Here is a 25894-nt window from a genome sequence, read left to right as displayed (position 1 = left end):
CGCCCGACGTCACGCTCCCGAACTTTATTAAATTATTCAACTTCTTAGGTAGAATCCACATATGGAGACCGAAACGGCCACCCCCCGCTGGCTGACCAACGACGAGCAGTGCGCGTGGCGCACCTGGCTGGACGCCAGCAAGCTGCTGGCGCACCAGCTCGAAAAGGACCTGCAGCCGTTCGGACTGACCAACAACGACTACGAGATCCTGGTCAATCTCTCGGAGTCGGAGGACCAGCGGATGCGGATGAGCGACCTCGCGGCCGCGACCCTGCAGTCCAAGAGCCGCCTCTCGCACCAGATCACCCGGATGGAAAGCGCCGGGCTGGTCCACCGGGTGAACTGCGAATCCGACCGGCGCGGGCTGTACGCGGTACTCACCGAGGCCGGCAAGGAAACCATGCAGAAGGTGGCGCCGCACCACGTCGACTCCGTGCGGCGGCACTTCATCGATCTGCTCTCGAGCGAGGCACTGGCGGACCTGCGCGAGTCGCTCGCCCCGGTGGCGGAGCACCTCCGCGACAAGCGCGGCAAGATCTGACGCCCCGGGGGCTCGAACGCCGGACGGGGCCGGCTTCCCGGCCCCGTCCGGCAACCGCGGCTACCGCCCCGTGAGGCCGTCGACGAGCTCGTCCGCGGCCGCGTACGGGTCGAGCGCGCCGGCCACTATGCGCTCGGCGAGCGCGTCCAGGCGGCGGTCGCCGTGCAGGTCGCCGATGCGCTCGCGCAGAGCCGTGACCGCGATCGTCTCGACCTCGCGGGCCGCGCGGGCGCGGCGGCGTTCGCCGAGGACACCGTGCTCCTCCATCCAGGCGCGGTGCTTCTCGAGGGCCTCGACGACCTCGTCTATGCCCTCGGACCGCGCGGCCACCGTCTTCACGATGGGCGGCCGCCAGTCGCCGGGGGCACGGGACTCCCCCAGTCCGAGCATGTGGTTGAGCTCGCGCGCGGTCGCGTCGGCCCCGTCGCGGTCGGCCTTGTTGACGACATAGACGTCGCCGATCTCCAGAATGCCCGCCTTCGCGGCCTGGATGCCGTCGCCCATGCCCGGGGCCAGCAGCACCACGGACGTGTCGGCCTGGGAGGCGATCTCGACCTCGGACTGGCCGACGCCGACCGTCTCGACGAGGATCACGTCGCAGCCCGCAGCGTCCAGGACGCGGATGGCCTGCGGGGCGGCCCAGGCGAGGCCGCCGAGATGCCCGCGGGTGGCCATGGAGCGGATGTAGACACCCGGGTCCGACGCATGCTCGGACATGCGCACACGGTCGCCGAGCAGCGCTCCGCCGGAGAACGGCGAGGACGGGTCGACGGCGAGCACGCCGACCCGCTTGCCGATCCGCCGGTACGCGGTGACGAGCGCCGCCGTCGACGTCGACTTGCCGACACCGGGCGAGCCGGTGAGGCCGACCACATAGGCGCCGCCGGTGAGCGGTGCCAGCGCGGCCATCACCTCGCGGAGCTGCGGGGACGCCCCCTCCACCAGTGAGATCAGCCGGGCCACGGCCCGTGGCCTGCCCTCCCGGGCCTGGGCCACCAGCTGGGGGACGTCCACCATCAGCGTTCCGCTCCTTCGCTCGTACGTACTGACGAGGGGTTACTTGCTCGGGACGCGGACGATCAGTGCGTCACCCTGGCCGCCGCCGCCGCACAGCGCGGCCGCGCCCACGCCGCCGCCCCGCCGCTTCAGCTCCAGCGCCAGGTGGAGGACGATCCGGGCGCCGGACATGCCGATGGGGTGGCCGAGGGCGATCGCGCCACCGTTGACGTTCACCTTTTCCGGGGAAATACCCAGGTCCTTCATCGACTGCACGGCGACCGCGGCGAACGCCTCGTTGATCTCGATCAGGTCGAGGTCCTCGACCTCGATGCCCTCCTTCTTCAGCGCGTGAAGGATCGCGTTGGACGGCTGCGACTGCAGGGAGTTGTCGGGACCGGCCACATTGCCGTGGGCGCCGATCTCGGCGATCCACTCCAGGCCCAGCTCCTCGGCCTTGGCCTTGCTCATCACGACGACCGCTGCGGCACCGTCGGAAATCTGCGAGGACGTACCGGCCGTGATCGTGCCGTCCTTGGCGAAGGCGGGGCGCAGCCTGCCCAGCGACTCGGTGGTCGTCTCGGGGCGGATGCCCTCGTCCTTCGAGAAGACGACGGGCTCGCCCTTGCGCTGCGGGATCTCGACCGGGGTGATCTCGGCGTCGAAGAGGCCCTTCTGCTGCGCGGCGGCGGCCCGCTGGTGCGACAGGGCGCCGATCTCGTCCTGCTCGGCGCGGCCGAGGCCCAGCCGGGTGTTGTGCTTCTCGGTGGACTCGCCCATGGCGATGCCCTCGAAAACGTCGGTCAGGCCGTCGTACGCCATGGCGTCGAGCATCTGCACGGCGCCGTACTTGTAGCCGTCACGGGACTTGGGCAGCAGGTGCGGGGCGTTGGTCATGGACTCCTGGCCGCCGGCCACCACGACGTCGAACTCACCCGCTCGGATCAACTGGTCGGCCAGCGCGATCGCGTCGAGGCCGGACAGGCAGACCTTGTTGACGGTGAGCGCGGGGACGTTCATCGGGATGCCGGCCTTGACCGCGGCCTGACGCGCCGGGATCTGGCCCGCCCCGGCCTGCAGCACCTGGCCCATGATCACGTACTGCACCTGGTCGCCGCTGATCCCGGCCCGGTCCAGTGCCGCCTTGATGGCGAAACCGCCCAGGTCGGCGCCGGAAAAGGACTTCAGGGATCCCATCAGGCGGCCCATCGGCGTGCGGGCGCCCGCGACGATCACGGAGGTGTTGCCGTTCGTACCTGTCATGGGGTGCGGCCCCTTCCGGCGAGAGGAGTTAACGAGGGTTTTCGTCAATGTACTGAGGCGTAAGGGCCCGGGTCACCGGGCAACCGGTGTGATCGCGCGCACGTTGCGTGACCACCTGTCCAGCGGTGCACTGGAACCATGCTGACGAGAATCGACCACATCGGGATCGCCTGCTTCGACCTCGACAAGACTGTTGAGTTCTACCGTGCCACGTACGGCTTCGAGGTGCTCCACACCGAGGTCAACGAGGAACAGGGCGTGCGCGAGGCCATGCTCAAGATCAACGAGACCTCCGACGGCGGAGCCTCCTACCTCCAGCTCCTGGAGCCCGTCCGCGAGGACTCCACCGTGGCGAAGTGGCTGGCCAAGAACGGCGAGGGCGTGCACCACATCGCCTTCGGCACCGCCGACGTCGACGGGGACGCCCAGGCCATCCGCGACAAGGGTGTCCGGGTCCTCTACGACCAGCCGCGCATCGGTTCCATGGGATCCCGCATCACCTTCCTGCACCCCAAGGACTGCGGCGGCGTACTGACCGAACTCGTCACCTCGGCGGACCCCTCGTCGACGGAGCACTGACCTCCGGATTCCCCGGCCGGTAGAGTGGGCGATTCCGGGCCGGGGCCAGGTCGGGGTCCCGTGCCCGTCGTCGATCTGACACCCTTGTCCGAGGGGGCCGTCCGCCGCAGGACGGCACTCGTTGCAGAGAGTTGCCGACCAGGGGACGGATGGGACCGCGCAGTGCGGGGCTACGAACGCCACGAACCTGACGACCACCTCTCTCGGTTCGAGGCCGAGATGGACCGGCTGAAGACCGAGCGGGAGAAGGCCGTCCAGCACGCCGAGGACCTCGGCTATCAGGTCGAGGTGTTGCGCGCCAAGCTCCATGAGGCGCGCCGCACCATCGCGACCCGCCCTGCGTACGACGCCTCGAACATGGGCTACCAGGCCGAACAACTCCTGCGCAACGCGCAGGTCCAGGCCGAGCAGATCCGCAGCGACGCCGAACGCGAACTGCGCGAGGCCCGCGCCCAGACCCAGCGCATCCTCCAGGAGCACGCCGAGCAACAGGCCCGTCTCCAGGCCGAACTGCACGCCGAGGCCGTGGCCAAGCGCCAGCAGCTCGACCAGGAGCTGGCCGAGCGTCGCGCCACTGTCGAGACGCACGTCAACGAGAACGTCGCCTGGGCCGAACAGCTGCGTGCCCGCACCGAGTCACAGGCCCGGCGCCTCCTGGACGAGTCCCGCGCCGAGGCAGAACAGGCCATGGCCACCGCCCGTGCCGAGGCGCGGCGGGTGGCCGACGAGGCCGGCCGGCGGCTGAACGCCGAGGCCGAGGCGGCCCGTGCCGAGGCCGAGACGATCCTGCTGCGCGCCCGCAAGGACGCCGAGCGGCTGATGGGCGCCGCGACCACGCAGGCACAGGAGGCCGCCGCCCACGCCGAGCAGTTGCGCACGACCATGACCGCCGAGTCGGACGCCGCCAGGAAGCAGGCCACCGAGCTCAGCCGGGTCGCCAAGCAGCGCATGCTGGAGGCCGAGACGGCGCTGCGCGAGGCACGCGTCGAGGCCGACCGGCTGGTCGGCGAGGCGGAGACGACCGCGTCGAAGCGGCTGGCGAGCGCCGAGTCCGACAACGAGCAGCGCACCCGGACCGCCAAGGCCGAGATCGCCCGGCTGGTCGGCGAGGCCACCACCGAGGCCGAGGCCCACAAGGCGGAGGCCGAACAGGCCCTCGCCGACGCCCGCGCCGAGGCCGACCGGCTGCGCGCCGAGGCCACCGAGCAGGCCCGCGCGGCCGCGGCCGAGGACTCCGCGGCCCAGCTCGCCAAGGCCGCCCGTACCGCCGAAGAGGTACTGACCAAGGCGTCCGAGAACGCCCAGGCCACCACCAAGGCGGCGGCCGACGAGGCCGAACGGATCCGCCGCGAGGCCGAAGCCGAGGCCGACCGGCTGCGTGCCGAGGCCGCGGACACCGCCGAGCAGCTCATGGGCTCGGCCGAGGACGACACCAAGGCGTACCGCGCCAAGACCGCCGAGCTGCAGGAGGACGCGCGCCGACTGCGCGCCGAGGCCGAGCAGCTGCGCTCCGAGGCGGTCGCCGAGGGCGAGCGGATCCGTGGCGAGGCCCGCCGCGAGGCCGTCCAGCAGATCGAGGAGGCGGCCAGGACCGCCGAGGATCTGCTGACCAAGGCGAAGAATGACGCCGACGAGCTGCGCGCCGGCGCCGGCGCCGAGAGCGAGCGGGTGCGCGCCGACGCCGTCGAGCGTGCCACCACCCTGCGCAGGCAGGCCGAGGAGACCCTGGAACGTACCCGCGCCGAGGCCGAGCGGCTGCGCGCCGAGGCCGAGGAGCAGGCCGACCGCACCCGCGCCGAGGCCGACGACGAGGCCCGGGCGACCCGCGAGGAGTCGGCCCGCGCCGCCGTCGCCCGACGCGCCGAGGCCGCCGAGGAGCTCAACCGGCTGCACGTCGAGGCCGAGCAGCGGCACCAGGCCGCCGAGGATGCGCTGGGCGAGGCGCGCGCTCATGCGGACAGGCTGCGCCGGGAGGTCGCGGAGGAGACCGAGCGGCTGCGCGCCGAGGCCGCCGAGCGGATCCGTACGCTCCAGGAGCAGGCCGAGACGGAGGCCGAGCGGCTGCGCGACGAGGCCGCGGGCGACGCGGCGCGGTCCCGCAGCGAGGGCGAGGCGCTCGCCGTACGGCTGCGCACCGAGGCCGCCACCGAGGCCGAACGGCTCAAGTCCGAGGCGCAGGAGAGCGCCGCCCGGGTACGCGCGGAGGCCGCAGCGGCCGCCGAGCGGGTCGGCGCCGAGGCCGCGGAGGCGCTGGCCGCCGCCCGCGAGGAGGCCAACCGCCGCCGCCGCGAGGCCGAGGAGCTGCTGGCCGCCGCCCGCGAGGAGGCCGGCCAGGAACGCGACCGGGCCCGCGAACAGAGCGAGGGACTGCTGGCCGCCGCCCGCAAGCGGGTCGAGGAGGCACAGGCCGAGGCGCAGCGGCTGGTCGAGGAGGCGGACCGCCGCGCGACCGAGCTGGTGTCCACCGCGGAGCAGACCGCTCAGGCCGTGCGGGACTCGGTGGCCGGGCTGCAGGAGCAGGCCGAGGAGGAGATCGCCGGGCTGCGCAGCGCGGCCGAGCACGCCGCGGAGCGTACGACGACCGAGGCGCAGGAGGAGGCCGACCGGGTACGCGCCGACGCCCACGCCGAGCGGGACCGCGCCTCCGAGGACGCCGACCGCGTCCGGCGCGAGGCCCAGGAGGAGACGGACGCCGCGAAGGCGCTCGCCGAGCGCACGGTCGCGGACGCCATGGCCGAGGCAGGCCGGCTGCGTACCGAGGCGTCCGACGTCCTGGCAGGCGCGCAGGAGGGCGCGGAGCAGGTCCGCGCAGAGGCGACGGCCGAGGCGGGCCGGCTGCGTACCGAGGCGTCCGAGTACGCCCAGCGGATGCGCACCCAGGCCTCGGACGCCCTGGCCTCCTCGGAGCAGGACGCCGCCCGCACCCGGGCCGACGCCCGCGAGGACGCCAACCGCATCCGCAACGACGCCGCCGAGCAGGCCGACCGGCTCATCAGCGAGGCGGCCTCCGAAGCGGAGAAGCTCGTCGGCGACGCCACCACGGAGGCGGAGCGCCTGGTCACGGAGGCCAACGAGACACTGGCCGCCGCCGAACAGGTCAAGATCGACGGCGAGGCCGAGGCCGAGCAGATGCGCGCCGCCGCCCGCGAGGACGGCGACCGGCTCCTCGACAGCGCCCGCGAGGACGCCGACAGGCGCCGCGCCGACGCCGCCGAACAGGCCGACCGGCTCATCAGCGAGGCGGCCTCCGAAGCGGAGAAGCTCGTCGGCGACGCCACCACGGAGGCGGAGCGCCTGGTCACGGAGGCCAACGAGACACTGGCCGCCGCCGAACAGGTCAAGGCCGACGGCGAGGCCGAGGCCGAGCAGATGCGCGCCGCCGCCCGCGAGGACGGCGACCGGCTCCTCGACAGCGCCCGCGAGGACGCCGACAGGCGCCGCGCCGACGCCGCCGAACAGGCCGACCGGCTCATCAGCGAGGCGGCCTCCGAAGCGGACCGGCTCGCCGCAGAGGCGGTCGAGCAGGCCGACCGGCTCGTCGCCGAAGCCACCGACGAGGCGGAGCGGCTGCGTGCCGAGGCCGCCGACGCCGTGGGCTCCGCCCAGCAGACCGCGGAGCGCATCAGGACCGAGGGCGAGCAGAACCGAGCGGACTCCGAGGAGGCCGCCGAGCGGACCCGTAACGAGGCCCGCGAGGAGGCCGACCGGATCCTGGACGAGGCCCGTGAGGCCGCGGCCAAGCGGCGTGCGGACGCGGCCGAGCAGGCCGACCAGCTCATCGGCAAGGCACAGGAGGAGGCCGTGCGCGCCACCACCCAGGCGGAGGAGCAGGCCGACGCGATGGTGGGTGCGGCCCGCAAGGAGGCCGAGCGGATCGTCGCCGAGGCGAAGGTCGCGGGCAACACCCTGGTCGAGCGGGGCCGTACGGACGCGAACGAGACGCTCGGCGAGGCCCGCAGGGACGCCACCGCCATAAGGGAGCGCGCGGAGGAGCTGCGGGCCCGTACCGAGAGCGAGATCGAGGAGCTGCACGAGCGCGCCCGCCGGGAGACCACGGAGCAGATGAAGTCGGCCGGCGAGCGCGTCGACAAGCTGGTCAAGGCCGCCACCGAGCAGCGGGCCGAGGCCGAGGCGAAGGCCAAGAACCTGGTGTCGGAGGCGTCTTCGGAGGCGAGCAAGGTACGCATCGCCGCGGTCAGGAAGGCGGAGTCGCTCCTCAAGGAGGCCGAGCAGAAGAAGGCCGCGCTGATCAAGGAGGCCGAGGGCATCAAGAGCGAGGCCGAGCGCGAGGCGAGCCGCATCGTCGCGGACGGCAAGCGCGAACTCGATGTACTCGTGCGCCGTCGCGAGGACATCAACGCGGAGATCTCACGTGTCCAGGCGGTGCTCGAGGCGCTGGAATCCTTCGAGGCACCGTCCGGTGGCGGAGCCAAGGAGGGCAGCGTCAAGGCAGGTGCGGCGGCCGGGGGAACCCGTTCGAGTGGCAAGTCCTCCGAGAGCTAGTGCTGTGACCGGAAAGGTTCACCGGCTCGCGACGCTCCTCCAGCTACCTCCCCCAGGCACGGCACCTCCCTGCGTTGTCGCATCGCGCGAGTACGGCCGGGTACGAGCTGCGATGCTCCGCCTTGCGATGGACCGCACCCGGGTGCACCTCCGGGGGCACCCTGGGGGCACCCTGGGGGCACCCCCAGCGGCAGCTGGGGAAGGCAGCTGGGGGAGGCAGCTGGGGAAGGTGGCTGGGGGAGCCGCGAGCTTCCCGGCAAACCTTTCCGGCCACAGCACCAGCCACTCAAAAGGCTGGACATTCTCCATACCAAACCTGCGTCTGCCCGATGACACGCCGTCCGGGCCCCTAGGATTCCCACTATCACCTCACCGGTCTCTTTCGACAGGAACCCCATGAGCGACACTTCCTCCCCCTTCGGCTTCGAGCTCGTGCGGCGTGGTTACGACCGCGGTCAGGTGGACGACCGCATTACCAAGCTCGTCGCCGACCGAGACAGCGCTCTGGCCCGTATCACCTCCCTGGAGAAGCGCATCGAGGAGCTGCACCTCGAGACGCAGAACGCCCAGTCACAGGTGGCCGAGGCCGAGCCGTCCTACGCCGGTCTCGGCGCGCGGGTCGAGAAGATCCTCCGCCTCGCCGAGGAGGAGGCGAAGGACCTGCGGGAAGAGGCCCGCCGTGCCGCCGAACAGCACCGCGAGCTGGCCGAGTCGGCCGCCCAGCAGGTGCGCAACGACGCCGAGTCGTTCGCGGTGGACCGCAAGCAGAAGGCCGAGGACGAGGGCGTACGGATCGTCGAGAAGGCCAAGGGCGAGGCGGCCACCCTGCGCGCCGAGGCGCAGAAGGACGCGCAGTCGAAGCGCGAGGAGGCGGACGCGCTCTTCGAGGAGACCCGCGCCAAGGCCGCACAGGCGGCGGCCGACTTCGAGACGAACCTCGCCAAGCGGCGTGAGCAGTCCGAGCGCGACCTGGCCTCGCGTCAGGCCAAGGCCGAGAAGCGGCTCGCGGAGATCGAGCACCGTGCGGAGCAGCTGCGCCTGGAGGCGGAGAAGCTGCGCACCGACGCGGAGCGCCGCGCCCGCCAGACGGTGGAGACCGCGCAGCGCCAGGCCGAGGACATCGTGGCCGACGCCAACGCGAAGGCGGACCGGGTCCGCAGCGATTCCGAGCGTGAGCTGGCGGCGCTGACGAACCGCCGCGACTCCATCAACGCGCAGCTGACCAACGTCCGCGAGATGCTGGCCACGCTGACCGGTGCCGCGGTGGCCGCGACCGGCGCGCCCGCGGACGACGAGCCGATCTCCCGCGGAGTCCCGGCGCAGCAGTCCCGCTGACGCCACGCACGCGTGCCCGGCACCGTCTCGGTGCCGGGCACGCGTGCGTTTCCCCTCGCAGCACCGCGCCTGTCGAGTCGGCCGGAGTGTCCGTCCTCAAGCGCCGACTGCAGTCCTTACGCCCACCGACAAGCGGGCTCGAACGCCGAACCAGGTGAGAATTCAGCCCGTCCGGCGATTGAGGACGACGCCCGCAGGGTGTTCCGGAAGCTGGGGGCTTCACACGTTCAAAGGCCACCGCTCCGGGATGCGGCGCGCGGGGGGCGCGCTTAGCGTGGGCCGCATGATCGAGCTTGACGGGCTCACCAAGCGCTTCGGCGGGCTGACCGCCGTCGACCATCTCTCGTTCCAGGTGAGACCCGGTGTGGTGACCGGCTTCCTGGGACCGAACGGGGCGGGCAAGTCCACCACCATGCGCATGGTGCTCGATCTGGACATTCCGACCGCCGGAACGGTCCGTATCAACGGCCGGCACTACCGCGACCTCGACGAACCCCTGAAGCACATCGGTGCGCTGCTCGACGCGAAGGCCATGCACGGTGGGCGCAGCGCGTACAACAACCTGCTCTGCCTGGCGCAGAGCAATCGCATCCCGGAGCGCCGGGTGGCCGAGGTGCTGGACATCGTGGGGCTGACCGCCGTGGCCCGGAAGAAGGTGAGGGGTTTCTCGCTGGGCATGGGGCAGCGTCTGGGTATCGCCTCCGCACTGCTGGGCGATCCGGAGATTCTCATGTTCGACGAACCCGTCAATGGTCTGGACCCGGAAGGAATTCACTGGATCCGCAACCTGATGAAGAAACTGGCGGCGGAAGGCCGCACGATCTTCGTGTCCAGCCACCTCATGAGCGAAATGGCACTGACCGCCGATCACTTGATCGTGATCGGCCAGGGCCGGCTGCTCGCCGACACATCGATGGCGGACTTCATTCACGGCAACTCCCGCAGCTATGTGCGGCTGCGCTCGCCGCAGCAGGAGCGGCTGCGCGACATGCTGGCCTCGGCCGGCCTCACCGCCGTGGTCACGGGCAACGGCGCCCTGGAGGTGGACGGCACCACCGCCGAACGGCTCGGCGAGCTCGCCGCCGAGCACCAGCTGGTGCTGCACGAGCTGAGCGCCCAACGCGCCTCGCTGGAGGAGGCGTTCATGCGGATGACCGCGTCCGCGGTGGAGTATCACGCGCACGAGCCCCGCTGGGGCGAGAGTTACGAGAAGAGCTGAGTCATGGCATCGGCACCCGCGGTCCTCACATCCGAGTGGACCAAGATCCGTACGGTCTCCTCCACGACCTGGACCCTGGCGAGCGCGCTGCTGGTCACCGTCGCCCTCAGTGCCGGGCTCTGCGCGCTCACCAGGGCGCGGTACCACGAGCTGTCACCGCTCGAACAGGCGACTTTCGACCCGACCTATGCCAGCTTCGCCGGGATGGTGCTGGGTCAGCTGGCCATGGTGGTGTTCGGGGTGCTGGTGGTGAGCACGGAGTACAGCTCCGGCATGATCCGTACCTCGCTGGCGGCGGTGCCGCAGCGCGGGGCCTTCCTGTTCGGCAAGATCACTGTGGCGGCGCTGCTGGCGCTGGTCACCGGGATGGCGGCCGGCTTTCTGTCCTTCTTCCTGGGGCAGGCTCTGCTGGGCGAGCACCGGACGGGCATCGGAGAGCCGCACGTACTGCGCGCGGTCATCGGCGCCGGCCTGTACATGACCTTGATCGCCGTCTTCTCCATGGGTGTCGCGGCGATGCTGCGCAGTTCGATCCTGTCCCTGGGCATCCTGATGCCCTTCTTCTTCCTGATCTCGCGGATCCTGTCGGTCGTGCCGGGCGCGAAGGAGGTGGCGCACTACTTCCCCGACCAGGCCGGAGCGAAGATCATGCAAGTGGTGCCGGGCGCGTTCGGCGGCGGCGCCCCGTACGGACCGTGGGGCGGGCTCGGGGTCATGGTGCTGTGGGTGATCGCGGCGCTGATCGGCGGCTACGCGGTCATGAAGAGGCGCGACGCCTGATCAGTGCGTTTTTGGAGGGAACCATCAACGTCTCGATATCCTCCTAACTCTTACGGGGTATTTCATCCATCGACGGGGCTGGAGCATGATCGAGGCAGTCGGCCTGACCAAGCGCTACGGCGCGAAGACAGCCGTGTACAACCTTTCCTTCCAGGTGCGGCCGGGGACCGTCACCGGCTTCCTGGGGCCCAACGGCGCCGGCAAGTCGACGACGATGCGCATGATCTTGGGACTCGACCAGCCGACCGCCGGGCAGGTCACGATCGGTGGCCTTCCCTTCCGCAAGCTGCCCAACGCACCGCGGCAGGTCGGCGCACTGCTCGACGCCAAGGCGGTGCACGGCGGGCGCAGTGCCCGCAGTCATCTGCTCTGCCTGGCACAGCTGTCCGGCATCCCGGAGCGCCGGGTGGACGAGGTGCTCGGTGTCGTCGGCCTCCAGGACGTCGCCAGGAGGCGTTCCAAGGGCTTCTCGCTCGGCATGGGCCAGCGTCTGGGCATCGCGGCGGCGCTGCTCGGCGACCCCCAGGTGCTGCTCTTCGACGAGCCCGTGAACGGGCTCGACCCGGAGGGCATCCTCTGGGTCCGCAATCTGATGAAGTCACTGGCGGCAGAAGGCCGTACGGTCTTCGTTTCCTCCCATCTGATGAGCGAGATGGCACTCACCGCGGATCACCTGATCGTGATCGGGCGGGGACAGCTGCTGGCCGACATGAGCGTCAAGGACTTCATCTCGCGCAACTCGGCCGACTTCGCACGGGTGCGCACCCCGGACGGAGAAGCGCAGCAGCGGGAGAAGCTCTTCGCCGCACTCTCCGAGGCGGGCGGCCAGGTGATGCCTGAGCCGGACGGCGCGCTGCGGGTGACCGGTCTGCCGCTGCCCCGGATCAGCGAGCTGGCGCACGACGCCGGCGTACGGCTGTGGGAGCTCTCCCCGCACCAGGCCTCGCTGGAGGAGGCCTATATGCGGATGACCGCGGCGGCGGTGGACTACCGCTCCGCCGACGACCCCCGGGTCGGCCTCCAGGAGCTCCCCCGGCCCGGCTACGCCCCGCCGCCGCTCCCCGAGGTCCCCCAGCAGGGCTGGTACGCCCCGCCGCCGCCCGGACAGAACCCGTACGCGGCCCCGGCCGCTCCGGCCGCCGACACGACCCAGCGCAGCGAGGACGCCCGATGAGCAGCCCCTACCCCCAGCAGACGTACACCTCGCCGATTCCGGTGCGGTCCACGCATCTCGGGCATGCCATCACCTCGGAGTGGACGAAGATCAGGTCGGTCCGGTCCACGATGTGGACGATCGGCATCATGCTGCTGCTCGTGCTCGGCATCGGACTGTCCGGCGCCCTGCTGACCACGGACAGCGACTACGCCGCCACCCCGGTCACCACGCCCGCCGCGTTCGGGCTGATGCTGGGACAGATCTGCGTGATCACCCTCGGCGTGCTGGTCGTCACCTCGGAGTACGGCACGGGGATGATCCGCACCACGCTCACCGCCTGTCCGCAGCGCTCGCGGGTACTGGCCGCGAAGCTGATCGTCTTCGGCCTCCTGGCCTTCGTCACCACCGCGAGCGCCGTGGGGTTCGTGAGCCTGGTGTCGGCCTCGCTGCACAGCGACGCCGGCCGGGCGACCAGCGGCGCGGCATGGGCCGGCGGAGTGCTGGGCGGAAGCCTCTACGTCACTCTGCTCGGGCTGCTCGGTCTGGCCGTGGGCTCGATGCTGCGCCACTCCGCGGGCGCGATCACGACGATGCTCGGGGTCGTCCTGGTCCCCGCGGTGATGCCCGCGTTCCTCTACATCTGGGAGTCCACCCAGAAGGTGGCCGAAACGATCATGGAGTACAGCGCACCCAGTTCGCTGTTCACCCTGTTCCAGGTCTCCGGCGGGGAGACCGGCGTCAAGCAGCTGGTCTTCCTCGCCGTGGTGACCGCGGCAGCCGTCGCGGGAGCGTTCGCCCTGCTCGGCAGGCGTGACGTGTAGGCGTACAGGGCCTGGGGCGTGTTTCGAAAGTAGCGTCGTCCGCCCGGAGGGCGGGGTCGGGGGCGTCTGGTGCGTGCGATCGCAAGGCGGAGGGAGGAGAGCGCAGCGGGCTGCGCCGACGACCGACAACGCGGCGAGCGTGCGTGCCGGGCGTTCCCCACTAGGCGGGACTTTCGAAACACGCCCTAGTAGCGCGGGGCGTTACGGGACCGCGGCACCCGGGAGGTGCGGCGGTCCTTCGCGTTCCAGCAGGCCTTGTGCCAGTGCCTCCGGTCGTCCACGCCGCCGTATTCCGGCCATGCCACGACATGCGGCACCCCGGACGGGATCTCCTGGTCGCAGCCGGGGCAGCGGTAGCGCTTGCCCGCCGCGCTCGCGCCGCTGACATGGCGCACCGACCAGTCCTCGCCGCCCCAGCTCTCGCTGCTCTGGAAGCCGCCGTAGCGGCCTCCCTCCTCGCTCGCACGCTCGGTCGGCTTGTCGCCGCCTCGGGGGCGGTTGCGGCGCGGTGACACGTAACACCTCTCGGGCCGGAGCTGACTCGTCCCAACCAGCCTACGGGCAGTGAGTAGGGGTACCCGAACCCCCAGGGAAGGTGCTTACCGGAAAATCGCAACAACTTTGCGTGGGGCCGTTGCCTTTGGCACGTGTCGGACGTTGTTGCCCATAAGGGGGAGAGCCGCGTCGGCCGCAAGGAGGCTACAGGCGATGCGCATTGGGACTTCCGGAGTTGGAATCTTCGTCCTTGCCGCCCAGTTCCCGGGCCAGGGGCAGGGGGAGGCACTGCACCGGGCGATGCGATCCGCGGAGGTCGCGGAGGAGTCCGGACTCGACTCGGTCTGGCTGGCCGAGCACCACTTCGTGCCGTACGGCGTGTGCCCGTCGGCCGTCACACTGGCCGCGCTGCTGCTCGGCCGCACCCGGCGGATCCGGGTCGGTACGGCGGTGAGCGTGCTGCCGGCCACCCATCCGGTGGCGCTGGGCGAGCAGGCGGCGCTGCTGCATCTCACATCCGGCGGGAGGTTCAGCCTCGGCGTCGGCCGCGGCGGGCCGTGGGTGGATCTGGAGGTGTTCGGCGCGGGACTGGAGGCGTACGAAAGCGGCTTTCCCGAGTCGCTCGACCTGCTTCTGCGCTGGCTGCGCGAACCCCGCGTCTCGGCCCGGGGCGAGCGGTACGCCTTCCGCGAGGTGTCCGTCGTGCCCCGCCCGGACGAGCTGCTGAACGGTGCGCCGGACGGCCCCGAGGTGGTCGTCGCCTGCACCTCGCCGGCGAGTGTGAAGCTGGCCGCGGAACGCGGCCTGCCGATGCTCCTCGGGATGCACTGCGGCGACGAGGAGAAGGCCGAGATGGTCGCCCTGTGGCGTACGCACGCGCGCGCGGCGGGACACGCGCCGGACGCCGTCGAGCGCGCCGGACATGTCTCCGCCGGAGTCTCACAGATCGCGGACAGCCGTGAGGAGGCGGCCGAGACGCTGGCCAAAGCGCTGCCGGGATGGCTCAAGCAGGGACTCGACGCCCATGTGACGGTCGACGGACGGCACCGCGCGATGCGCGATCCGGGCGCCTACACGGAACTGTTGTGCGCACTGCACCCCGTGGGACCCCCGGAACTGGCCGCCGACCGGCTCGCGGCCACCACGGAACGTACCGGCATCACCCGCTTCGCACTGCTCGTCGAAGGCTCCGGCGATGTGGCTGCCACGGAGGAGAACGTACGCCGGCTGGGGACGGAGGTGCTCCCCCTGTTCGGCCGGCCCTGACCTGATCGCCGCCGCCCCGGGAGCGCAGCACCTGCCACGGGCCGGGGCGGCGGCGAAGAGCCTTCAGCAGTCCCGCAGTTCGGGCGACTGGTTCAGCAACTGGCCCCGTATGGAGGTGAAGCGGGCCAGCCGCTCGTCCACCGACGGATCGAGCGGGAACACCGCGACGCGGTGACAGTTCTGGAATGCCAGACGCACTCCGAAGTGCCGCTGCAGCGCCCCGCGTATGGCATCACTCGCCAGCGCGCGCAGCAGCTGGCCACGCGCCTGCTCGTCCGGCGGCGGCGTCTGGTTGTCGGCAAACTCGCCGCCCTCCACCTTCAGCTGTGCCACCAGAGAGCTGATCATCTCCCATGCGTACGGCAGGGAGGTCCGGACGCAGTCGACGAAGGCGTCTTCGTCGACCTCGCCTCGCTCGGCCTGCTCCAACAGTGCCGGTGAGACGTCGAGCGACATGGGTTCTCCTCTCGCGGCCCCGTAGGTCGGGGCCTTACGGGCAGGGAAGGAGGCGGACAACGCAGCGTGCGCGAACGACAACCTCCTGCATCCACGGTAGGGGCGGGGTCCTCACCGCACCAGGAGAATGGGCAGACAACCGGCCACCGACGCACACGGGCCGGAAAGAGGCTGCCCGACCGGAATCGGTCAAGGGCGGTACCGGGTGACGGGTGGGCGAATCGCGTTCAGGAGGTGTAGTCGAGTAGCGTTGCCGACCATGCGTCTCGTCATCGCCCGCTGCTCCGTGGACTACGCCGGCCGGCTCACCGCCCACCTGCCCTCCGCTCCCCGTCTGATCCTGGTCAAGGCGGACGGCAGCGTCTCCATCCACGCGGACGACCGCGCGTACAAACCGCTCAACTGGATGTCCCCGCCCTGCACGCTCAAGGAGGGCGACGACGTGTGGACCGTCGTCAACAAGGCCGGGGAAAAGCTGATCATCACGATGGAGGAGATCCTCCACGACTCCTCTCACGAACTCGGCGTCGACCCCGGGCTCATCAAGGACGGCGTGGAAGCACACCTTCAGGAGCTGCTGGCCGACCGGATCGAAACCCTCGGCGAGGGCTACACCCTGATCCGCCGCGAGTACCCCACGGCCATCGGCCCGGTGGACATCCTGTGCCGGGACGCGGACGGCCGGACCGTGGCGGTGGAGATCAAGCGGCGCGGCGAGATCGACGGCGTGGAGCAGCTGACCCGCTACCTGGAGCTCCTCAACCGGGACCCGCACCTCGCCCCGGTGAAGGGCGTCTTCGCGGCGCAGGAGATCAAGCCCCAGGCACGGGTCCTGGCCACGGACCGCGGCATCGGCTGCGTGGTCCTGGACTACGACGCGATGCGCGGCATCGAGGACGACAAGCTCCGCCTCTTCTGACCCACCCGGCACGCGTCACCCCGCCCAGGGCCCGGTGCGGCCGTCAGGTCGCGGAACCGCTGGGCGCCGGGGCGCTGCTGGTGGGGCTTGCGCCGGCCGTGGTGCCGCCCGTAGTGCTCGTGCCGGCCGTGGTGCCGCCCGTGGTACTCGTGCCGGCCGTGGTGCCGCCCGTGGTACTCGTACCGGCCGTGGTGCCGGCCGTGGTGCTGCCGCCGTCCCCGCCACCGGTGGTACCGCCGGTGGCCGCGCCACCGGTCGTCGTCGTACCCCCGTCCGCAGAGCCGCTGGTCCCCCCGGTCGTCCCTCCGGTGGTCGTCGTACCGCCGTCCGTCGAAGGAGCAGTGGTTCCCCCGGTGGTCGAACCGCCCGTCGAGGGTGGCGTCGATCCCCCGGTGGTCGGGGACGTGCTTCCGCCGGTCGTGGGCGAGGTGCTGCCCCCGGTCGTCGGGGGCGTGGAACCGCCCGTCGTCGGAGACGTGGAGCCACCGGTCGTCGGGGACGTCGTACCGCCTGTCGTCGGCGAGGTCGCGGTGCCGCCCGTGCCCGGGGGTGTCGTCGTACCACCCGTGGTGGTCGTCCCGGACGACGGGTCGCCCGGGGCGCCGCCGGTGCCGGGGCCGGTGGCACCCGTGGAGCCGGTGCTGCCGGGGTCACCCGGGTTGCCAGGGTTGCCGGGGCCACCGCCGCCGGGGTGACGCGTGGAGCCCGTGGCGGGCTCGTCCGCGGACAACCCGTTCGAGCCGTCCCCCTCGTTCGCCGACTGCTCGGACTTGACCCTGTTGCCGGGCTCGTCCTCCTGCCCGGACGTCGCCCCGAGCGTCACCACGGTGCCGAGCACCCCGGCGAGCAGCGCACCCGCGCCGGCGGCGACGAGATTGCGCCGGGCCCCGCTGAGCACGGCACGGCGGGCGCCCACGGCCTTGCCGCCGCCGTGGGGCGCGGCATGCGGGGCGAGCACGGCGGTCGGCTCCGCGGGCTGCCGCGGCGCCGCCACACCACCGGGCGGCGAGGCCGACTCCTCGTGGCGCGCGGCCGGGACCTCCTCACCCGCCGGGGTGCGTCCGCCGGGCTCCTGCCCGGGCAGCAGCGGCCCGCCCTCGCGGTCGGTGACCAGGGCGAGTGCGCGCCGCCCGGAGACGGTGCCGCGCTTGTCGGCGAGCGCCCCGCGCAGCGCGATCGACGCGTCCAGCTCGGCGCGGGCCCGGTCGAGGTTCCCGGCGCAGAGCGCGAGGACGCCCAACTCATGGTGGAAGTACGCCTCTTCGGCGACCTCGCCGGACAGCCTGGCCGCCTCGGAGCCGATCCGCAGCGCCCGTTCCCAGGCGCCCCAGTGCAGTCCGGCCGCGAAGGCGGGCGTGGCACTGCGGGCGAGTTCCACGGCGGCGCTGTGCTGCTCCAGGTCGTCCACCGGGCCGGACACCAGGGCGGCCATGGCCGCGAGTACGGCGTCGGCCTCGGCGGTGGCCCGCTCGGTGGTCACGGAGGGGTGCCCGGTCCACCATGCGTAGTGCCGGGCGGCGGTACGGGCGCGGCCGGCGGCGTCCTCGCCGTAGCCGGCAGCCTCCAGCTGGGTCAGTACACCCGCGGCCAGCCGGTAGTGCGAGCCGACCGGGGAGATCAGCGCGCAGCCGAGCAGCTCGCCGAGCGCGGCGTCCGCGCGGGTGTCGCCGACCAGCGCCGGCAGATGCGCCTGGTGCGGGACCTCTCCGCCGAGGGCCACCGCGAAGCGCAGGCTCTCGCGGGCGGACGCGCCGAGCCGGGAGGCGAGCAGCGCGGCGGGGGCGGCGCTTTCGCCGAGGGTGGGCAGCGGCACGTCGTGCCCGTCCTCGACGGCGTCGAACGGCGCGTCGACGGGCGCGTCGGAGAAGAACCCGAACTCGTCGAAGGCGTCGGGGTCGGCGCGCAGCGCGTCGCGCTGCCTCAGCAGCGCGGCGGCCTGCACGAAACGCAGCGGCAGACCCTCGGACTCGAACCACAGGTCCCCGGCCCAGTTGGTCTCCGCCTCGGTGAGCGGCCGCCCGGCGGTCCGCGCGAGCAGATCCAGTGAGCCGGCCCGGTCGAGGCCACCGAGGAGGACCTCTTCGAGGTGCGATCCGGCGGAGGGCGCGGCGACATCGGGGGTGACGGCGAACACGAAGGCGCACTCGGGGGTGGCCTCCAACAGCTCGTCGAGCGCGGCCCCGCCGAACTCCAGGTCGTCGACGACGACGACGGCGCCGATCTCATGGACGAGTTCCTGCAAGCCGTCCCGGTCGGGGCGGTACAGCGGCGCCTTGTACACGGCCGCGCAGAGGCCGTACAGCAGATCGGCGGGGGTACGGCGGTACCCGGAGAGCCGCACGACACCGTCCGGCGCGAGGTCGGCGCAGTCGGCGGCGACCGCGTCCAGCAGGGTGGTACGCCCGGAACCGGCTGATCCGGTGAGCCGCACGGAGCGCCCACGGGCCAGCAGCCGCACCAACTGCTCGCGTTCCTCCTCGCGCTGGAGCAGCGGGATGTCGGGCGCGGCAGGACCGGGCGGCACCGGGGGCGCCGAGGCGCGCAGCAGCTCGGCGCGTTCCTCGGCGTCGTACCGTACGGGCGGGCCCGGCCGCTCGTACGGCGGGCACGGCTCGATCTCGCTGCCGTCGACAGGATTGACGGTGAGCAGGAAGTCGCCGGATACGAGCTGAACGGTGCGGGCGGTCCCGGGAGCGGGCCGCGCCCCGCCCAGGCCCAGGGCCGCCGTGGCCGGGTCGCGCGGGGTGCGCTGCACCCCGGGCGCGTCCGAGCCGTCGTTGTCCTGTGCGAACTCTTCCGGTCCCCGGTTCGTCGGGTCCATGGTCACAGCCCCCCAGATGCGTCGCGTGCCGATGCCCCTCCCGGCCTTGCGCACGTCCGCTGTCGCTTCTGGTCCGGTGCCCGCCTTCCGGGTTGCTCAATCGGCGGGCGACCGAACCCTAGACCTTCGCACAGTATCCAGGAACATCCGGGGTGTAGCGCCGTCCAGGACATCACAGTCTCATGATGCTCGGGCTCGCCGTGTGATTCACACGGGCCGTTCACACACAGGACCGGTGTGTTCACACGCGCGGCAGCGCGTCCGCGGCGATCCCGCCCTCGATGGACAGGATCCGGTGCAGCCGGGTCGCCACCAGCAGCCGTTGCATCTGCGGCGGCACCCCGCGCAGGACGAGCCGGCGGCCGGAGCGTCCGGCCCGCCGGTGTGCGCCCATGATGACCCCGAGCCCGGTGGCGTCCCAGGAGTCCAGCTCGGTCAGGTCGAGCACCAGGTCTCCGACACCCTCGTCGAGGGCGGAGTGCAGGACCGTACGGGCGTCCGCCGCGCTGCGGACGTCGAGGCGCCCCCCGACGACCAGCTCGGTGTGGTCGCCCCTGATGTGCATATGTGCTCCCGAGAGTCCGTGGTCCGTCACTGCAACAACTGACTGCGGCAAGGGCAGGGAAGTTGCCGCCCGTAAGCGAACCGATACCCAAATCACCCGCCTGGGTGCGGGATCGTCAATCAGTGCTTGTAGAAGCCCTGCCCGCTCTTGCGGCCGATGTCACCCGCGTCCACCATCCGGCGCATCAGCTCCGGCGGCGCGAACTTCTCGTCCTGGGACTCGGTGTAGATGTTCTCGGTGGCGTGCAGCAGGATGTCCACGCCGGTGAGGTCGGCGGTGGCCAGCGGGCCCATGGCGTGGCCGAAGCCCAGCTTGCAGGCTATGTCGATGTCCTCGGCGGTGGCGACACCCGACTCGTACAGCTTGGCCGCCTCCACGACCAGCGCCGAGATGAGGCGGGTGGTGACGAAACCGGCCACGTCACGGTTGACGACGATGCAGGTCTTGCCGACCGACTCGGCGAACTCGCGGGCGGTGGCGAGCGTTTCGTCGCTGGTCTTGTAGCCGCGGACCAGCTCGCACAGCCGCATCATCGGCACGGGCGAGAAGAAGTGCGTACCGACGACCCGCTCGGGCCGCTCGGTCACCGCCGCGATCTTGGTGATCGGGATGGCGGAGGTGTTGGAGGCGAGAACGGTCTCGTCCTTCACCAGCTTGTCGAGCGCACGGAAGATCTCGTGCTTGACCTCGAGCTTCTCGAAGACGGCCTCGACGACGATGTCGGCATCGGCGGCCGCGTCCAGGTCGGTGGTCGTGGTGATACGGCCCAGCGCCGCCTCCGCGTCCGCCGCGGCCAGCTTGCCCTTGCCGACGAACTTGTCGTACGAGGCCTTGATGCCGTCCGTACCGCGCGTCAGGGCCGCGTCGGTGACATCACGCAGCACGACGTCCCAGCCCGCCTGGGCGGAGACCTGCGCGATACCCGATCCCATGAGTCCGGCTCCGATGACGGCGAGCTTCCTGGCCACTTCTCATCCCCTTAACGACTGTTTGCGTTCTGCTCTCCGGCGGAGATTAGCGTCCGTGACCGCCCGGTAGGAGGGGAAGAGATGCGCGTCACGTCCCGCATGGCGGACATCACACCGGCAACTAGGCTGGTCTCATGGTCAATCTGACGCGTATCTACACCCGCACCGGCGACAAGGGCACCACGGCGCTGGGCGACATGAGCCGGGTCGCCAAGACGGATCTGCGTATTTCGGCATATGCCGATGCCAATGAGGCCAACGCGGTCATCGGCACGGCGATCGCGCTCGGGCAGCTGCCCGAGGAGGTCGTGAAGGTCCTCACCCGCGTACAGAACGACCTGTTCGACGTGGGCGCGGACCTGTCGACGCCGGTCGTGGAGAACCCCAAGTACCCGCCGCTGCGGGTCGAGCAGTCCTACGTCGACAAGCTGGAGGAGGACTGCGACCGCTTCCTCGCGGAGCTGGAGAAGCTGCGCTCCTTCATCCTGCCGGGCGGCACCCCGGGCGCGGCACTGCTGCACCAGGCCTGCACGGTGGTCCGCCGCGCGGAGCGATCCACCTGGGCGGCGCTGGAGGTGCACGGCGAAGCGATGAACGGCCTCACGGCGACGTATCTGAACCGGCTGTCGGACCTGCTGTTCATTCTGGCGAGGGCAGCGAACAAGGAGGCCGGCGACGTGCTCTGGGTACCGGGCGGCGAACGCTGAGCCGGACCTGCCGGGGGTCCGGGGGTTGCCCCCGGGAAACACAGCATCCTGGCGAGGGCAGCGAACAAGGAGGCCGGCGACGTGCTCTGGGTACCGGGCGGCGAACGCTGAGCCGGACCTGCCGGGGGTCCGGGGGTTGCCCCCGGGAAACACAACATCCTGGCGAGGGCAGCGAACAAAGAGGCCGGCGACGTGCTCTGGGTACCGGGCGGCGAACGCTGAGCCGGACCTGCCGGGGGTCCGGGGGTTGCCCCCGGGAAACACAACATCCTGGCGAGGGCAGCGAACAAAGAGGCCCGCGACGTGCTCCGGGTACCGGGCGGCGAACGCTGAGCCGGACCTGCCGGGGGTCCGGGGGTTGCCCCCGGGAAATACAACATCCTGGCGAGGGCAGCGAACAAAGAGGCCCGCGACGTGCTCCGGGTACCGGGCGGCGAACGCTGGACGCGGTTGGACTCAGTCCCGCAGCCGCGCCGGGGCCTTCTCCTTCTTTGGCCAGATCGCGTACGACAGCGCGATCAGGCCGTGGATGAAGATGGCCTGCAGGGCCGTCCTCTGCCAGGCGGTGAGCGAGCTGATGTCGCCGTCGTCACCGACGTACCAGATGGCGAACTGGAGCAGGGCGCAGGCGACGGCAGCAGCCACGACCGTGCGGAGCCAGAGCTTGCCCTCGTGGCGGGCGCGGGCCATGCCGTAGCGCGGGGGCTTGACCGGGGGCGGCCCGCCGGCGAAGCGGTGGGCGAAGCGGGCGTCGGCCCAGCTGATGGTGTAGTGGCCGTAGGCGACCGTGAAGCCGATGTAGATCGCTGCGAGACCGTGCTTCCAGTCCGGCGCGGCGCCGTTCTTGAGATCGATCGCGGTGACGACGAGAAGAACGAGCTCCAGCAGGGGCTCGCACAGCAGCAGGCCGGCGCCGGCGCGTGGCATGCGGAGCAGGTAGCGTACGGCCAGACCGGCGACCAGCAGCACCCAGAAGGCGATCTCACAGGCGACGATCAGCGTGACGATCACGGTGCTCTCCTCTCGGATCCTGCCCACCAGCATTCCTGATGCGCGCTCGTTGATCATCGTCGGCGATGACGATGCTTCGCTGCATCTTTCGATGTAGTGCGGCCTCGCCCTGAACGGTGAGGCCGGGGCCGCGGGAGCCGTGTTGGATGGGGGTGTGACTTTCCCCCGCCCCCACCGCGACGACATCCGCATCGCGGTCGTCGGCCTGCTCGGCGGCCTACTGCTGTGGTCGCTCGGCCTGGACACCCAGTCGGGCGTCGATCTGCTGCCCCGCTGGGTGACGCTCGTGCCGCTCGCCACGATGGCCGCGATGGAGCTGCTGCGCAGGACACGGCCCAGGACCGCCGTCGTGGTCGGTACGGTCGCGGTGGTCGCGGACCAGTTCACCCGAGGTGATCTGGCGACGGTCCTGATGTTCACCGATGTGATGTACGCGGCCGTGGTGTACGGGACGCCCGCCCAGGCCCGGCGGCTGCCGATCTCCACAGGGCTCGTCACGGTGGCGGTGACGATCGGTTTCCTGGCCTGGTTCCGCAAGCCGGAGGCGCTGCTGATCGGTGTGGTGACCGGCCTGGTGTCCTTCGGCCCGGCCACCACGGGCGCGATCATCCGTAACCACCGGGAGGCGGCGATCGCGGCCGGGCTGCGCGCGGAGCAGACCGCGCTGCTCGCGGAGATGGATCGTACCCAGGCGGTGGTGGCCGAGCGTGCCCGGATGGCGCGTGAGCTGCACGACATGGTGGCCAATCATCTCTCGGCGATCGCGATCCATTCCACGGCGGCGCTGTCGCTGGACGACCACGCGACCACCCATCAGGCGCTCACGGTCATCCGGGAGAACAGCGTGGAGGGGCTGGCGGAGATGCGCCGGCTCATCGGGCTGCTCCGGGACAGCGGCGACGACAACGAGCCGGCCGCCGCGCCGACGCTCGCCGGGCTCGACGCGCTGGTCGCGCGGGCCGGGGCGAACGGCACGCCGAGCGGGCTGTCGTTCGTCCTGGAGGACGGCCGCGCGGCGGGCGGCCCGCTGCCCGTGTCGGTGGAACTCGCGGCGTACCGCATCGTGCAGGAGTCCCTGACGAACGCGGTCAAGCACGCGGCTCCGGGCGAGGTCAGGGTGTCCCTGTGGGAGGGCGCGGAGTCGCTGTGCGTACGGGTCGTCAGCCCGTACGCCGGTGAGGGCGGCCCCCGTGCCCCCGGTTCCGGGGCCGGTCTGACCGGGATGCGGGAGCGGGTGGCGCTGCTGGACGGCGAGTTCGAGGCGGGCCCGGTGGCCGGCGGGCCCGGCGGTCCGGCGAAGGTCTGGCAGGTGAAGGCGGTCCTGCCGGCGGACCCCTCGGTGCCGGGTGACCCCGGCCCGTACGGCGTTTGAGGACGACATACCGGCCGGAGAAGCGACCGGGCGGCAGGACCAACGAGGAGGGAGCAGCGGGATGGAAGCGTCGGCAGTGGGGACGGGCGGCGATCCGGCGGGCGCGGGCGCCGGGAGCACATGGGACCGGGCGGATCCCGTGCGCGTGCTGGTCGCCGAGGACCAGCAGGCCGTACGTGCCGGCCTGGTGCTCATCCTCCGCAGCGCCCCGGACATCGAGGTCGTCGGGGAGGCCGCGGACGGCGAGGAGGCCGTGGCGCTGGCCCGCGAACTGCGGCCCGATCTGGTGCTGATGGACATTCAGATGCCGCGGCTCGATGGCGTGTCGGCGACCCGTCAGGTCGTCGCCGAGCAGCTCGCGGACGTGCTCGTGCTCACCACGTTCGACCTCGACGAGTATGTCTTCGGTGCGCTGCGCTCCGGAGCGGCCGGATTTCTGCTGAAGAACGCGGAGGCCAAGGACCTGATCGAGGCGGTGCGTACGGTCGCCCGCGGCGAGGGGATGATCGCCCCGGCGGTCACCCGGCGGCTGATCGCCGAATTCGCCGCGCCCCTGCAGGTGCGGCCGGAGAGCGTGCCGGACCCGGCGGTGCTCGACGCGCTGACGCGACGGGAGCGCGAGGTGCTGGGCTGTCTGGGCAGGGGGCTGTCCAACGCCGAGATCGCCATCCGTCTGGAGATGGCCGAGGCCACGGTGAAGACCCATGTCAGCAGGCTGCTGGGCAAGCTGGAGCTGCGCAGCCGGGTCCAAGCGGCGGTTCTGGCACAGGAGTTGGGCCTCTGAGGGCATAGGTCCGGATCTCCAGCGGCACCGCACCGAAGATCACGTACATCAACTACGCCTTCGGCAACGTCCAGAACGCCAAGTGCACCATCGGCGACTGCTACGCCGCCTACGACAAGGCGTACACCGCCGACCGGAGCGTCGACGGTGTCGCCGACACCTGGGACCAGCCGCTGCGCGGCAACTTCAACCGGGCCGATCAGGCCACATTCACTCTCCCCCGGACTCCGTCCGGGGGGACCCCCAACCAGCGAGGGCCGATCAGGCCACATTTACTCGCTGGCCGGGCGGCGCCGCTTCCAGCCAGGCGAGGAAACCGGTGAGCGCGTCCTCGCTCATCGCCAGCTCCAGGCGCGTGTCGCGGTGGGTGCAGGCGAGGATCACCGAGTCGGACAGCAGCGCGAGCTCCTCCTCGCCCTCGGGCATCCGGCGGGCGATCACCTCGATCGCCGAGCGCTCCAGCAGCCGGCGCGGGCGCGGGGCGTACGAGAAGACACGGAACCACTCGACGCGGTCGCCGCCGTAGCGGGCCACGCCGTACACCCAGCCCTTGCCGGTGGTGTCGGGCTCCTCCGGGACGTTCCAGCGCAGGCTGCAGTCGAAGGTCCCGCCGGAGCGCTGGATCAGCCGCCGGCGAAGACCGAAGACGAAGAGTCCCACCACTACCAGCGCGACGACCAGGCCGCACACAAGCAGAGCGAGGATCATCTACACCGACCTCCTCGCTCCATTCGGGGTCCGGGAGTCGCCCGGACCGTCAAACTCCTGCATTGCCTCAGCCGCGGCCCGGTCTGGAAAATTCCAGTCCGGGCCGCGGCTGAGAGTATTCCGTCGGCCTCGGTCAGCGCTTGGAGACCGAAAGCAGCCGGACTTCGGCGCGGCGCTCGGCGGCGGCGTCCGCGTCCGACTTGGCGCGTTCCAGCGCCCGCTCCGCGCGCTGGACATCGATCTCGTCCGCCAGCTCGGCGATCTCGGCCAGCAGCGAAAGCTTGTTGTCCGCGAAGGTGATGAAACCGCCGTGCACGGCGGCGACAACCACCTTGCCCTCGCTCGTACGGATCGTCACCGGGCCCGACTCCAGCACACCGAGCAGCGGCTGGTGACCGGCCATGACGCCGATGTCGCCGGACTCGGTACGCGCGACGACCAGGGTGGCCTCACCGGACCAGACCTGGCGGTCGGCGGCGACCAGCTCGACGTGCAGCTCAGCAGCCAAGGGTGGCTCCTCGGGTCACCACCCGGCGGTTCTGCCGGGTGTTGGGTCAAAGTCTAGACGGGCTCGAGGGCGCGGATGCGTCCTCGGGCCCTCCCCGGTCATGTCGACCGGGGGTTTTCCG

At 71.5% G+C, this 25894-nt stretch carries 23 protein-coding genes and 1 pseudogene; 14 read left to right on the top strand and 10 right to left on the bottom strand.

Going from position 1 to position 25894, the window contains the following annotated elements:
* Nucleotides 1-61: 61 nt before the first annotated feature.
* Nucleotides 62-541: a MarR family winged helix-turn-helix transcriptional regulator gene (locus tag ABD858_RS22565; protein WP_345040505.1), complete on the top strand. Its 480-nt coding sequence runs from the start codon at nt 62-64 to the stop codon at nt 539-541.
* Nucleotides 542-601: 60 nt separating this feature from the next.
* Here ABD858_RS22565 and meaB read toward each other — a convergent pair whose 3' ends face one another.
* Nucleotides 602-1558 (bottom strand): methylmalonyl Co-A mutase-associated GTPase MeaB, encoded by a 957-nt coding sequence (gene meaB, locus ABD858_RS22560; RefSeq protein ID WP_345040503.1) that lies wholly within the window; start codon nt 1556-1558, stop codon nt 602-604.
* Nucleotides 1559-1597: 39 nt separating this feature from the next.
* Nucleotides 1598-2800: an acetyl-CoA C-acetyltransferase gene (locus tag ABD858_RS22555; protein WP_345040501.1), complete on the bottom strand. Its 1203-nt coding sequence runs from the start codon at nt 2798-2800 to the stop codon at nt 1598-1600.
* Nucleotides 2801-2938: 138 nt separating this feature from the next.
* On the opposite strand from ABD858_RS22555, the gene mce reads away from it, so the two are divergent.
* The 7 genes from mce (at nt 2939) to ABD858_RS22520 (ending at nt 13193) form a co-directional block, all read left to right on the top strand.
* Nucleotides 2939-3379 carry a methylmalonyl-CoA epimerase gene (gene mce / locus ABD858_RS22550; protein ID WP_345040498.1) on the top strand — a complete coding sequence of 147 codons (441 nt, stop codon included), beginning with the start codon at nt 2939-2941 and terminating at the stop codon, nt 3377-3379.
* Nucleotides 3380-3541: 162 nt separating this feature from the next.
* Nucleotides 3542-7882 carry a polarized growth protein Scy gene (scy, locus tag ABD858_RS22545; RefSeq protein ID WP_345040496.1) on the top strand — a complete coding sequence of 1447 codons (4341 nt, stop codon included), beginning with the start codon at nt 3542-3544 and terminating at the stop codon, nt 7880-7882.
* A gap of 396 nt (nt 7883-8278) precedes the next feature.
* Nucleotides 8279-9217 (top strand): coiled-coil domain-containing protein, encoded by a 939-nt coding sequence (locus tag ABD858_RS22540; RefSeq protein ID WP_345040493.1) that lies wholly within the window; start codon nt 8279-8281, stop codon nt 9215-9217.
* 283 nt (nt 9218-9500) lie between these two features.
* Entirely contained in the window at nt 9501-10436 is a 936-nt protein-coding gene (locus ABD858_RS22535) for an ABC transporter ATP-binding protein (protein ID WP_345040491.1), read from the top strand.
* A gap of 3 nt (nt 10437-10439) precedes the next feature.
* The gene (locus ABD858_RS22530; protein WP_345040489.1) at nt 10440-11216 is read left to right on the top strand and encodes an ABC transporter permease; all 777 of its coding nucleotides are present in this window, start codon (nt 10440-10442) and stop codon (nt 11214-11216) included.
* Between the two features lie 85 nt (nt 11217-11301).
* A complete protein-coding gene (locus tag ABD858_RS22525) occupies nt 11302-12390 on the top strand; it encodes an ABC transporter ATP-binding protein (RefSeq protein WP_345040486.1) in 1089 nt (362 codons plus the stop codon).
* Nucleotides 12387-13193: an ABC transporter permease gene (locus tag ABD858_RS22520; RefSeq protein ID WP_345040484.1), complete on the top strand. Its 807-nt coding sequence runs from the start codon at nt 12387-12389 to the stop codon at nt 13191-13193. The genes ABD858_RS22525 and ABD858_RS22520 overlap by 4 nt, the downstream gene beginning before the upstream one ends.
* A gap of 185 nt (nt 13194-13378) precedes the next feature.
* Here the strand turns inward: ABD858_RS22520 and ABD858_RS22515 are convergent, their stop codons facing one another.
* The gene (locus ABD858_RS22515) at nt 13379-13708 is read right to left on the bottom strand and encodes an ATP/GTP-binding protein (RefSeq protein WP_345040481.1); all 330 of its coding nucleotides are present in this window, start codon (nt 13706-13708) and stop codon (nt 13379-13381) included.
* Between the two features lie 193 nt (nt 13709-13901).
* On the opposite strand from ABD858_RS22515, the gene ABD858_RS22510 reads away from it, so the two are divergent.
* Nucleotides 13902-14954, top strand: a complete 1053-nt coding sequence (locus tag ABD858_RS22510; protein ID WP_345040479.1) for an LLM class flavin-dependent oxidoreductase — start codon at nt 13902-13904, stop codon at nt 14952-14954.
* 63 nt (nt 14955-15017) lie between these two features.
* Here the strand turns inward: ABD858_RS22510 and ABD858_RS22505 are convergent, their stop codons facing one another.
* Complete coding sequence (locus ABD858_RS22505) at nt 15018-15410, bottom strand: SCO5389 family protein (RefSeq protein ID WP_345040477.1); 393 nt, start codon at nt 15408-15410, stop codon at nt 15018-15020.
* Nucleotides 15411-15669: 259 nt separating this feature from the next.
* Here ABD858_RS22505 and nucS point away from each other — a divergent pair, with 259 nt between their 5' ends.
* Nucleotides 15670-16329 (top strand): endonuclease NucS, encoded by a 660-nt coding sequence (nucS, locus tag ABD858_RS22500; protein WP_345040474.1) that lies wholly within the window; start codon nt 15670-15672, stop codon nt 16327-16329.
* A 43-nt stretch (nt 16330-16372) separates the two neighbouring features.
* On the opposite strand, the gene ABD858_RS22495 is transcribed toward nucS, so the two are convergent.
* The 3 genes from ABD858_RS22495 to ABD858_RS22485 all read right to left on the bottom strand — a co-directional run bounded on the left by ABD858_RS22495 (nt 16373) and on the right by ABD858_RS22485 (nt 20683).
* A complete protein-coding gene (locus tag ABD858_RS22495) occupies nt 16373-19150 on the bottom strand; it encodes an ATP-binding protein (protein WP_345040472.1) in 2778 nt (925 codons plus the stop codon).
* Nucleotides 19151-19391: 241 nt separating this feature from the next.
* A complete protein-coding gene (locus ABD858_RS22490) occupies nt 19392-19715 on the bottom strand; it encodes an STAS domain-containing protein (protein WP_345040469.1) in 324 nt (107 codons plus the stop codon).
* A gap of 119 nt (nt 19716-19834) precedes the next feature.
* A complete protein-coding gene (locus tag ABD858_RS22485) occupies nt 19835-20683 on the bottom strand; it encodes a 3-hydroxyacyl-CoA dehydrogenase family protein (protein WP_345040467.1) in 849 nt (282 codons plus the stop codon).
* Between the two features lie 134 nt (nt 20684-20817).
* Here ABD858_RS22485 and ABD858_RS22480 point away from each other — a divergent pair, with 134 nt between their 5' ends.
* On the top strand, nt 20818-21390 hold the full coding sequence (locus ABD858_RS22480) for a cob(I)yrinic acid a,c-diamide adenosyltransferase (protein WP_345040465.1): 573 nt from the start codon (nt 20818-20820) through the stop codon (nt 21388-21390).
* A 456-nt stretch (nt 21391-21846) separates the two neighbouring features.
* On the opposite strand, the gene ABD858_RS22475 is transcribed toward ABD858_RS22480, so the two are convergent.
* The gene (locus tag ABD858_RS22475) at nt 21847-22401 is read right to left on the bottom strand and encodes a hypothetical protein (protein WP_345040463.1); all 555 of its coding nucleotides are present in this window, start codon (nt 22399-22401) and stop codon (nt 21847-21849) included.
* A gap of 154 nt (nt 22402-22555) precedes the next feature.
* Between ABD858_RS22475 and ABD858_RS22470 the strand changes: the two genes are divergently transcribed.
* From ABD858_RS22470 to ABD858_RS22460, 3 genes and pseudogenes are all read left to right on the top strand, one after another.
* Nucleotides 22556-23773 (top strand): sensor histidine kinase, encoded by a 1218-nt coding sequence (locus ABD858_RS22470; RefSeq protein WP_345040461.1) that lies wholly within the window; start codon nt 22556-22558, stop codon nt 23771-23773.
* Between the two features lie 61 nt (nt 23774-23834).
* Nucleotides 23835-24557 carry a response regulator gene (locus tag ABD858_RS22465; RefSeq protein WP_345040458.1) on the top strand — a complete coding sequence of 241 codons (723 nt, stop codon included), beginning with the start codon at nt 23835-23837 and terminating at the stop codon, nt 24555-24557.
* A gap of 14 nt (nt 24558-24571) precedes the next feature.
* A pseudogene (locus ABD858_RS22460) lies at nt 24572-24751 on the top strand (hypothetical protein); the annotation flags it as partial.
* A gap of 67 nt (nt 24752-24818) precedes the next feature.
* Here ABD858_RS22460 and ABD858_RS22455 read toward each other — a convergent pair.
* Together ABD858_RS22455 and ABD858_RS22450 are read right to left on the bottom strand one after the other, a co-directional pair.
* Nucleotides 24819-25265 (bottom strand): DUF2550 domain-containing protein, encoded by a 447-nt coding sequence (locus ABD858_RS22455; RefSeq protein WP_345040456.1) that lies wholly within the window; start codon nt 25263-25265, stop codon nt 24819-24821.
* A 133-nt stretch (nt 25266-25398) separates the two neighbouring features.
* Complete coding sequence (locus ABD858_RS22450) at nt 25399-25773, bottom strand: F0F1 ATP synthase subunit epsilon (RefSeq protein WP_345040453.1); 375 nt, start codon at nt 25771-25773, stop codon at nt 25399-25401.
* Nucleotides 25774-25894: the final 121 nt, after the last annotated feature.

The organism is Streptomyces sannanensis, assembly GCF_039536205.1.
GTDB classification, from domain to species: Bacteria; Actinomycetota; Actinomycetes; order Streptomycetales; family Streptomycetaceae; genus Streptomyces; species Streptomyces sannanensis.
Note: the sequence above shows the minus strand (reverse complement) of the source record. Positions and strands in the feature narration are given on the sequence as shown.

Bases quoted from the DNA above. Each gene is read 5' to 3' on its own strand.
- ABD858_RS22555 (WP_345040501.1), bottom strand. From the start codon at position 2,800: ATGACAGGTACGAACGGCAACACCTCCGTGATCGTCGCGGGCGCCCGC.
- ABD858_RS22495 (WP_345040472.1), bottom strand. From the start codon at position 19,150: ATGGACCCGACGAACCGGGGACCGGAAGAGTTCGCACAGGACAACGAC.
- ABD858_RS22565 (WP_345040505.1), top strand. From the start codon at position 62: ATGGAGACCGAAACGGCCACCCCCCGCTGGCTGACCAACGACGAGCAG.
- ABD858_RS22505 (WP_345040477.1), bottom strand. From the start codon at position 15,410: ATGTCGCTCGACGTCTCACCGGCACTGTTGGAGCAGGCCGAGCGAGGC.
- ABD858_RS22525 (WP_345040486.1), top strand. From the start codon at position 11,302: ATGATCGAGGCAGTCGGCCTGACCAAGCGCTACGGCGCGAAGACAGCC.
- mce (WP_345040498.1), top strand. From the start codon at position 2,939: ATGCTGACGAGAATCGACCACATCGGGATCGCCTGCTTCGACCTCGAC.
- ABD858_RS22510 (WP_345040479.1), top strand. From the start codon at position 13,902: ATGCGCATTGGGACTTCCGGAGTTGGAATCTTCGTCCTTGCCGCCCAG.
- ABD858_RS22540 (WP_345040493.1), top strand. From the start codon at position 8,279: ATGAGCGACACTTCCTCCCCCTTCGGCTTCGAGCTCGTGCGGCGTGGT.
- nucS (WP_345040474.1), top strand. From the start codon at position 15,670: ATGCGTCTCGTCATCGCCCGCTGCTCCGTGGACTACGCCGGCCGGCTC.
- meaB (WP_345040503.1), bottom strand. From the start codon at position 1,558: ATGGTGGACGTCCCCCAGCTGGTGGCCCAGGCCCGGGAGGGCAGGCCA.
- ABD858_RS22520 (WP_345040484.1), top strand. From the start codon at position 12,387: ATGAGCAGCCCCTACCCCCAGCAGACGTACACCTCGCCGATTCCGGTG.
- ABD858_RS22455 (WP_345040456.1), bottom strand. From the start codon at position 25,265: ATGATCCTCGCTCTGCTTGTGTGCGGCCTGGTCGTCGCGCTGGTAGTG.
- ABD858_RS22490 (WP_345040469.1), bottom strand. From the start codon at position 19,715: ATGCACATCAGGGGCGACCACACCGAGCTGGTCGTCGGGGGGCGCCTC.
- ABD858_RS22480 (WP_345040465.1), top strand. From the start codon at position 20,818: ATGGTCAATCTGACGCGTATCTACACCCGCACCGGCGACAAGGGCACC.
- ABD858_RS22530 (WP_345040489.1), top strand. From the start codon at position 10,440: ATGGCATCGGCACCCGCGGTCCTCACATCCGAGTGGACCAAGATCCGT.
- ABD858_RS22465 (WP_345040458.1), top strand. From the start codon at position 23,835: ATGGAAGCGTCGGCAGTGGGGACGGGCGGCGATCCGGCGGGCGCGGGC.
- ABD858_RS22535 (WP_345040491.1), top strand. From the start codon at position 9,501: ATGATCGAGCTTGACGGGCTCACCAAGCGCTTCGGCGGGCTGACCGCC.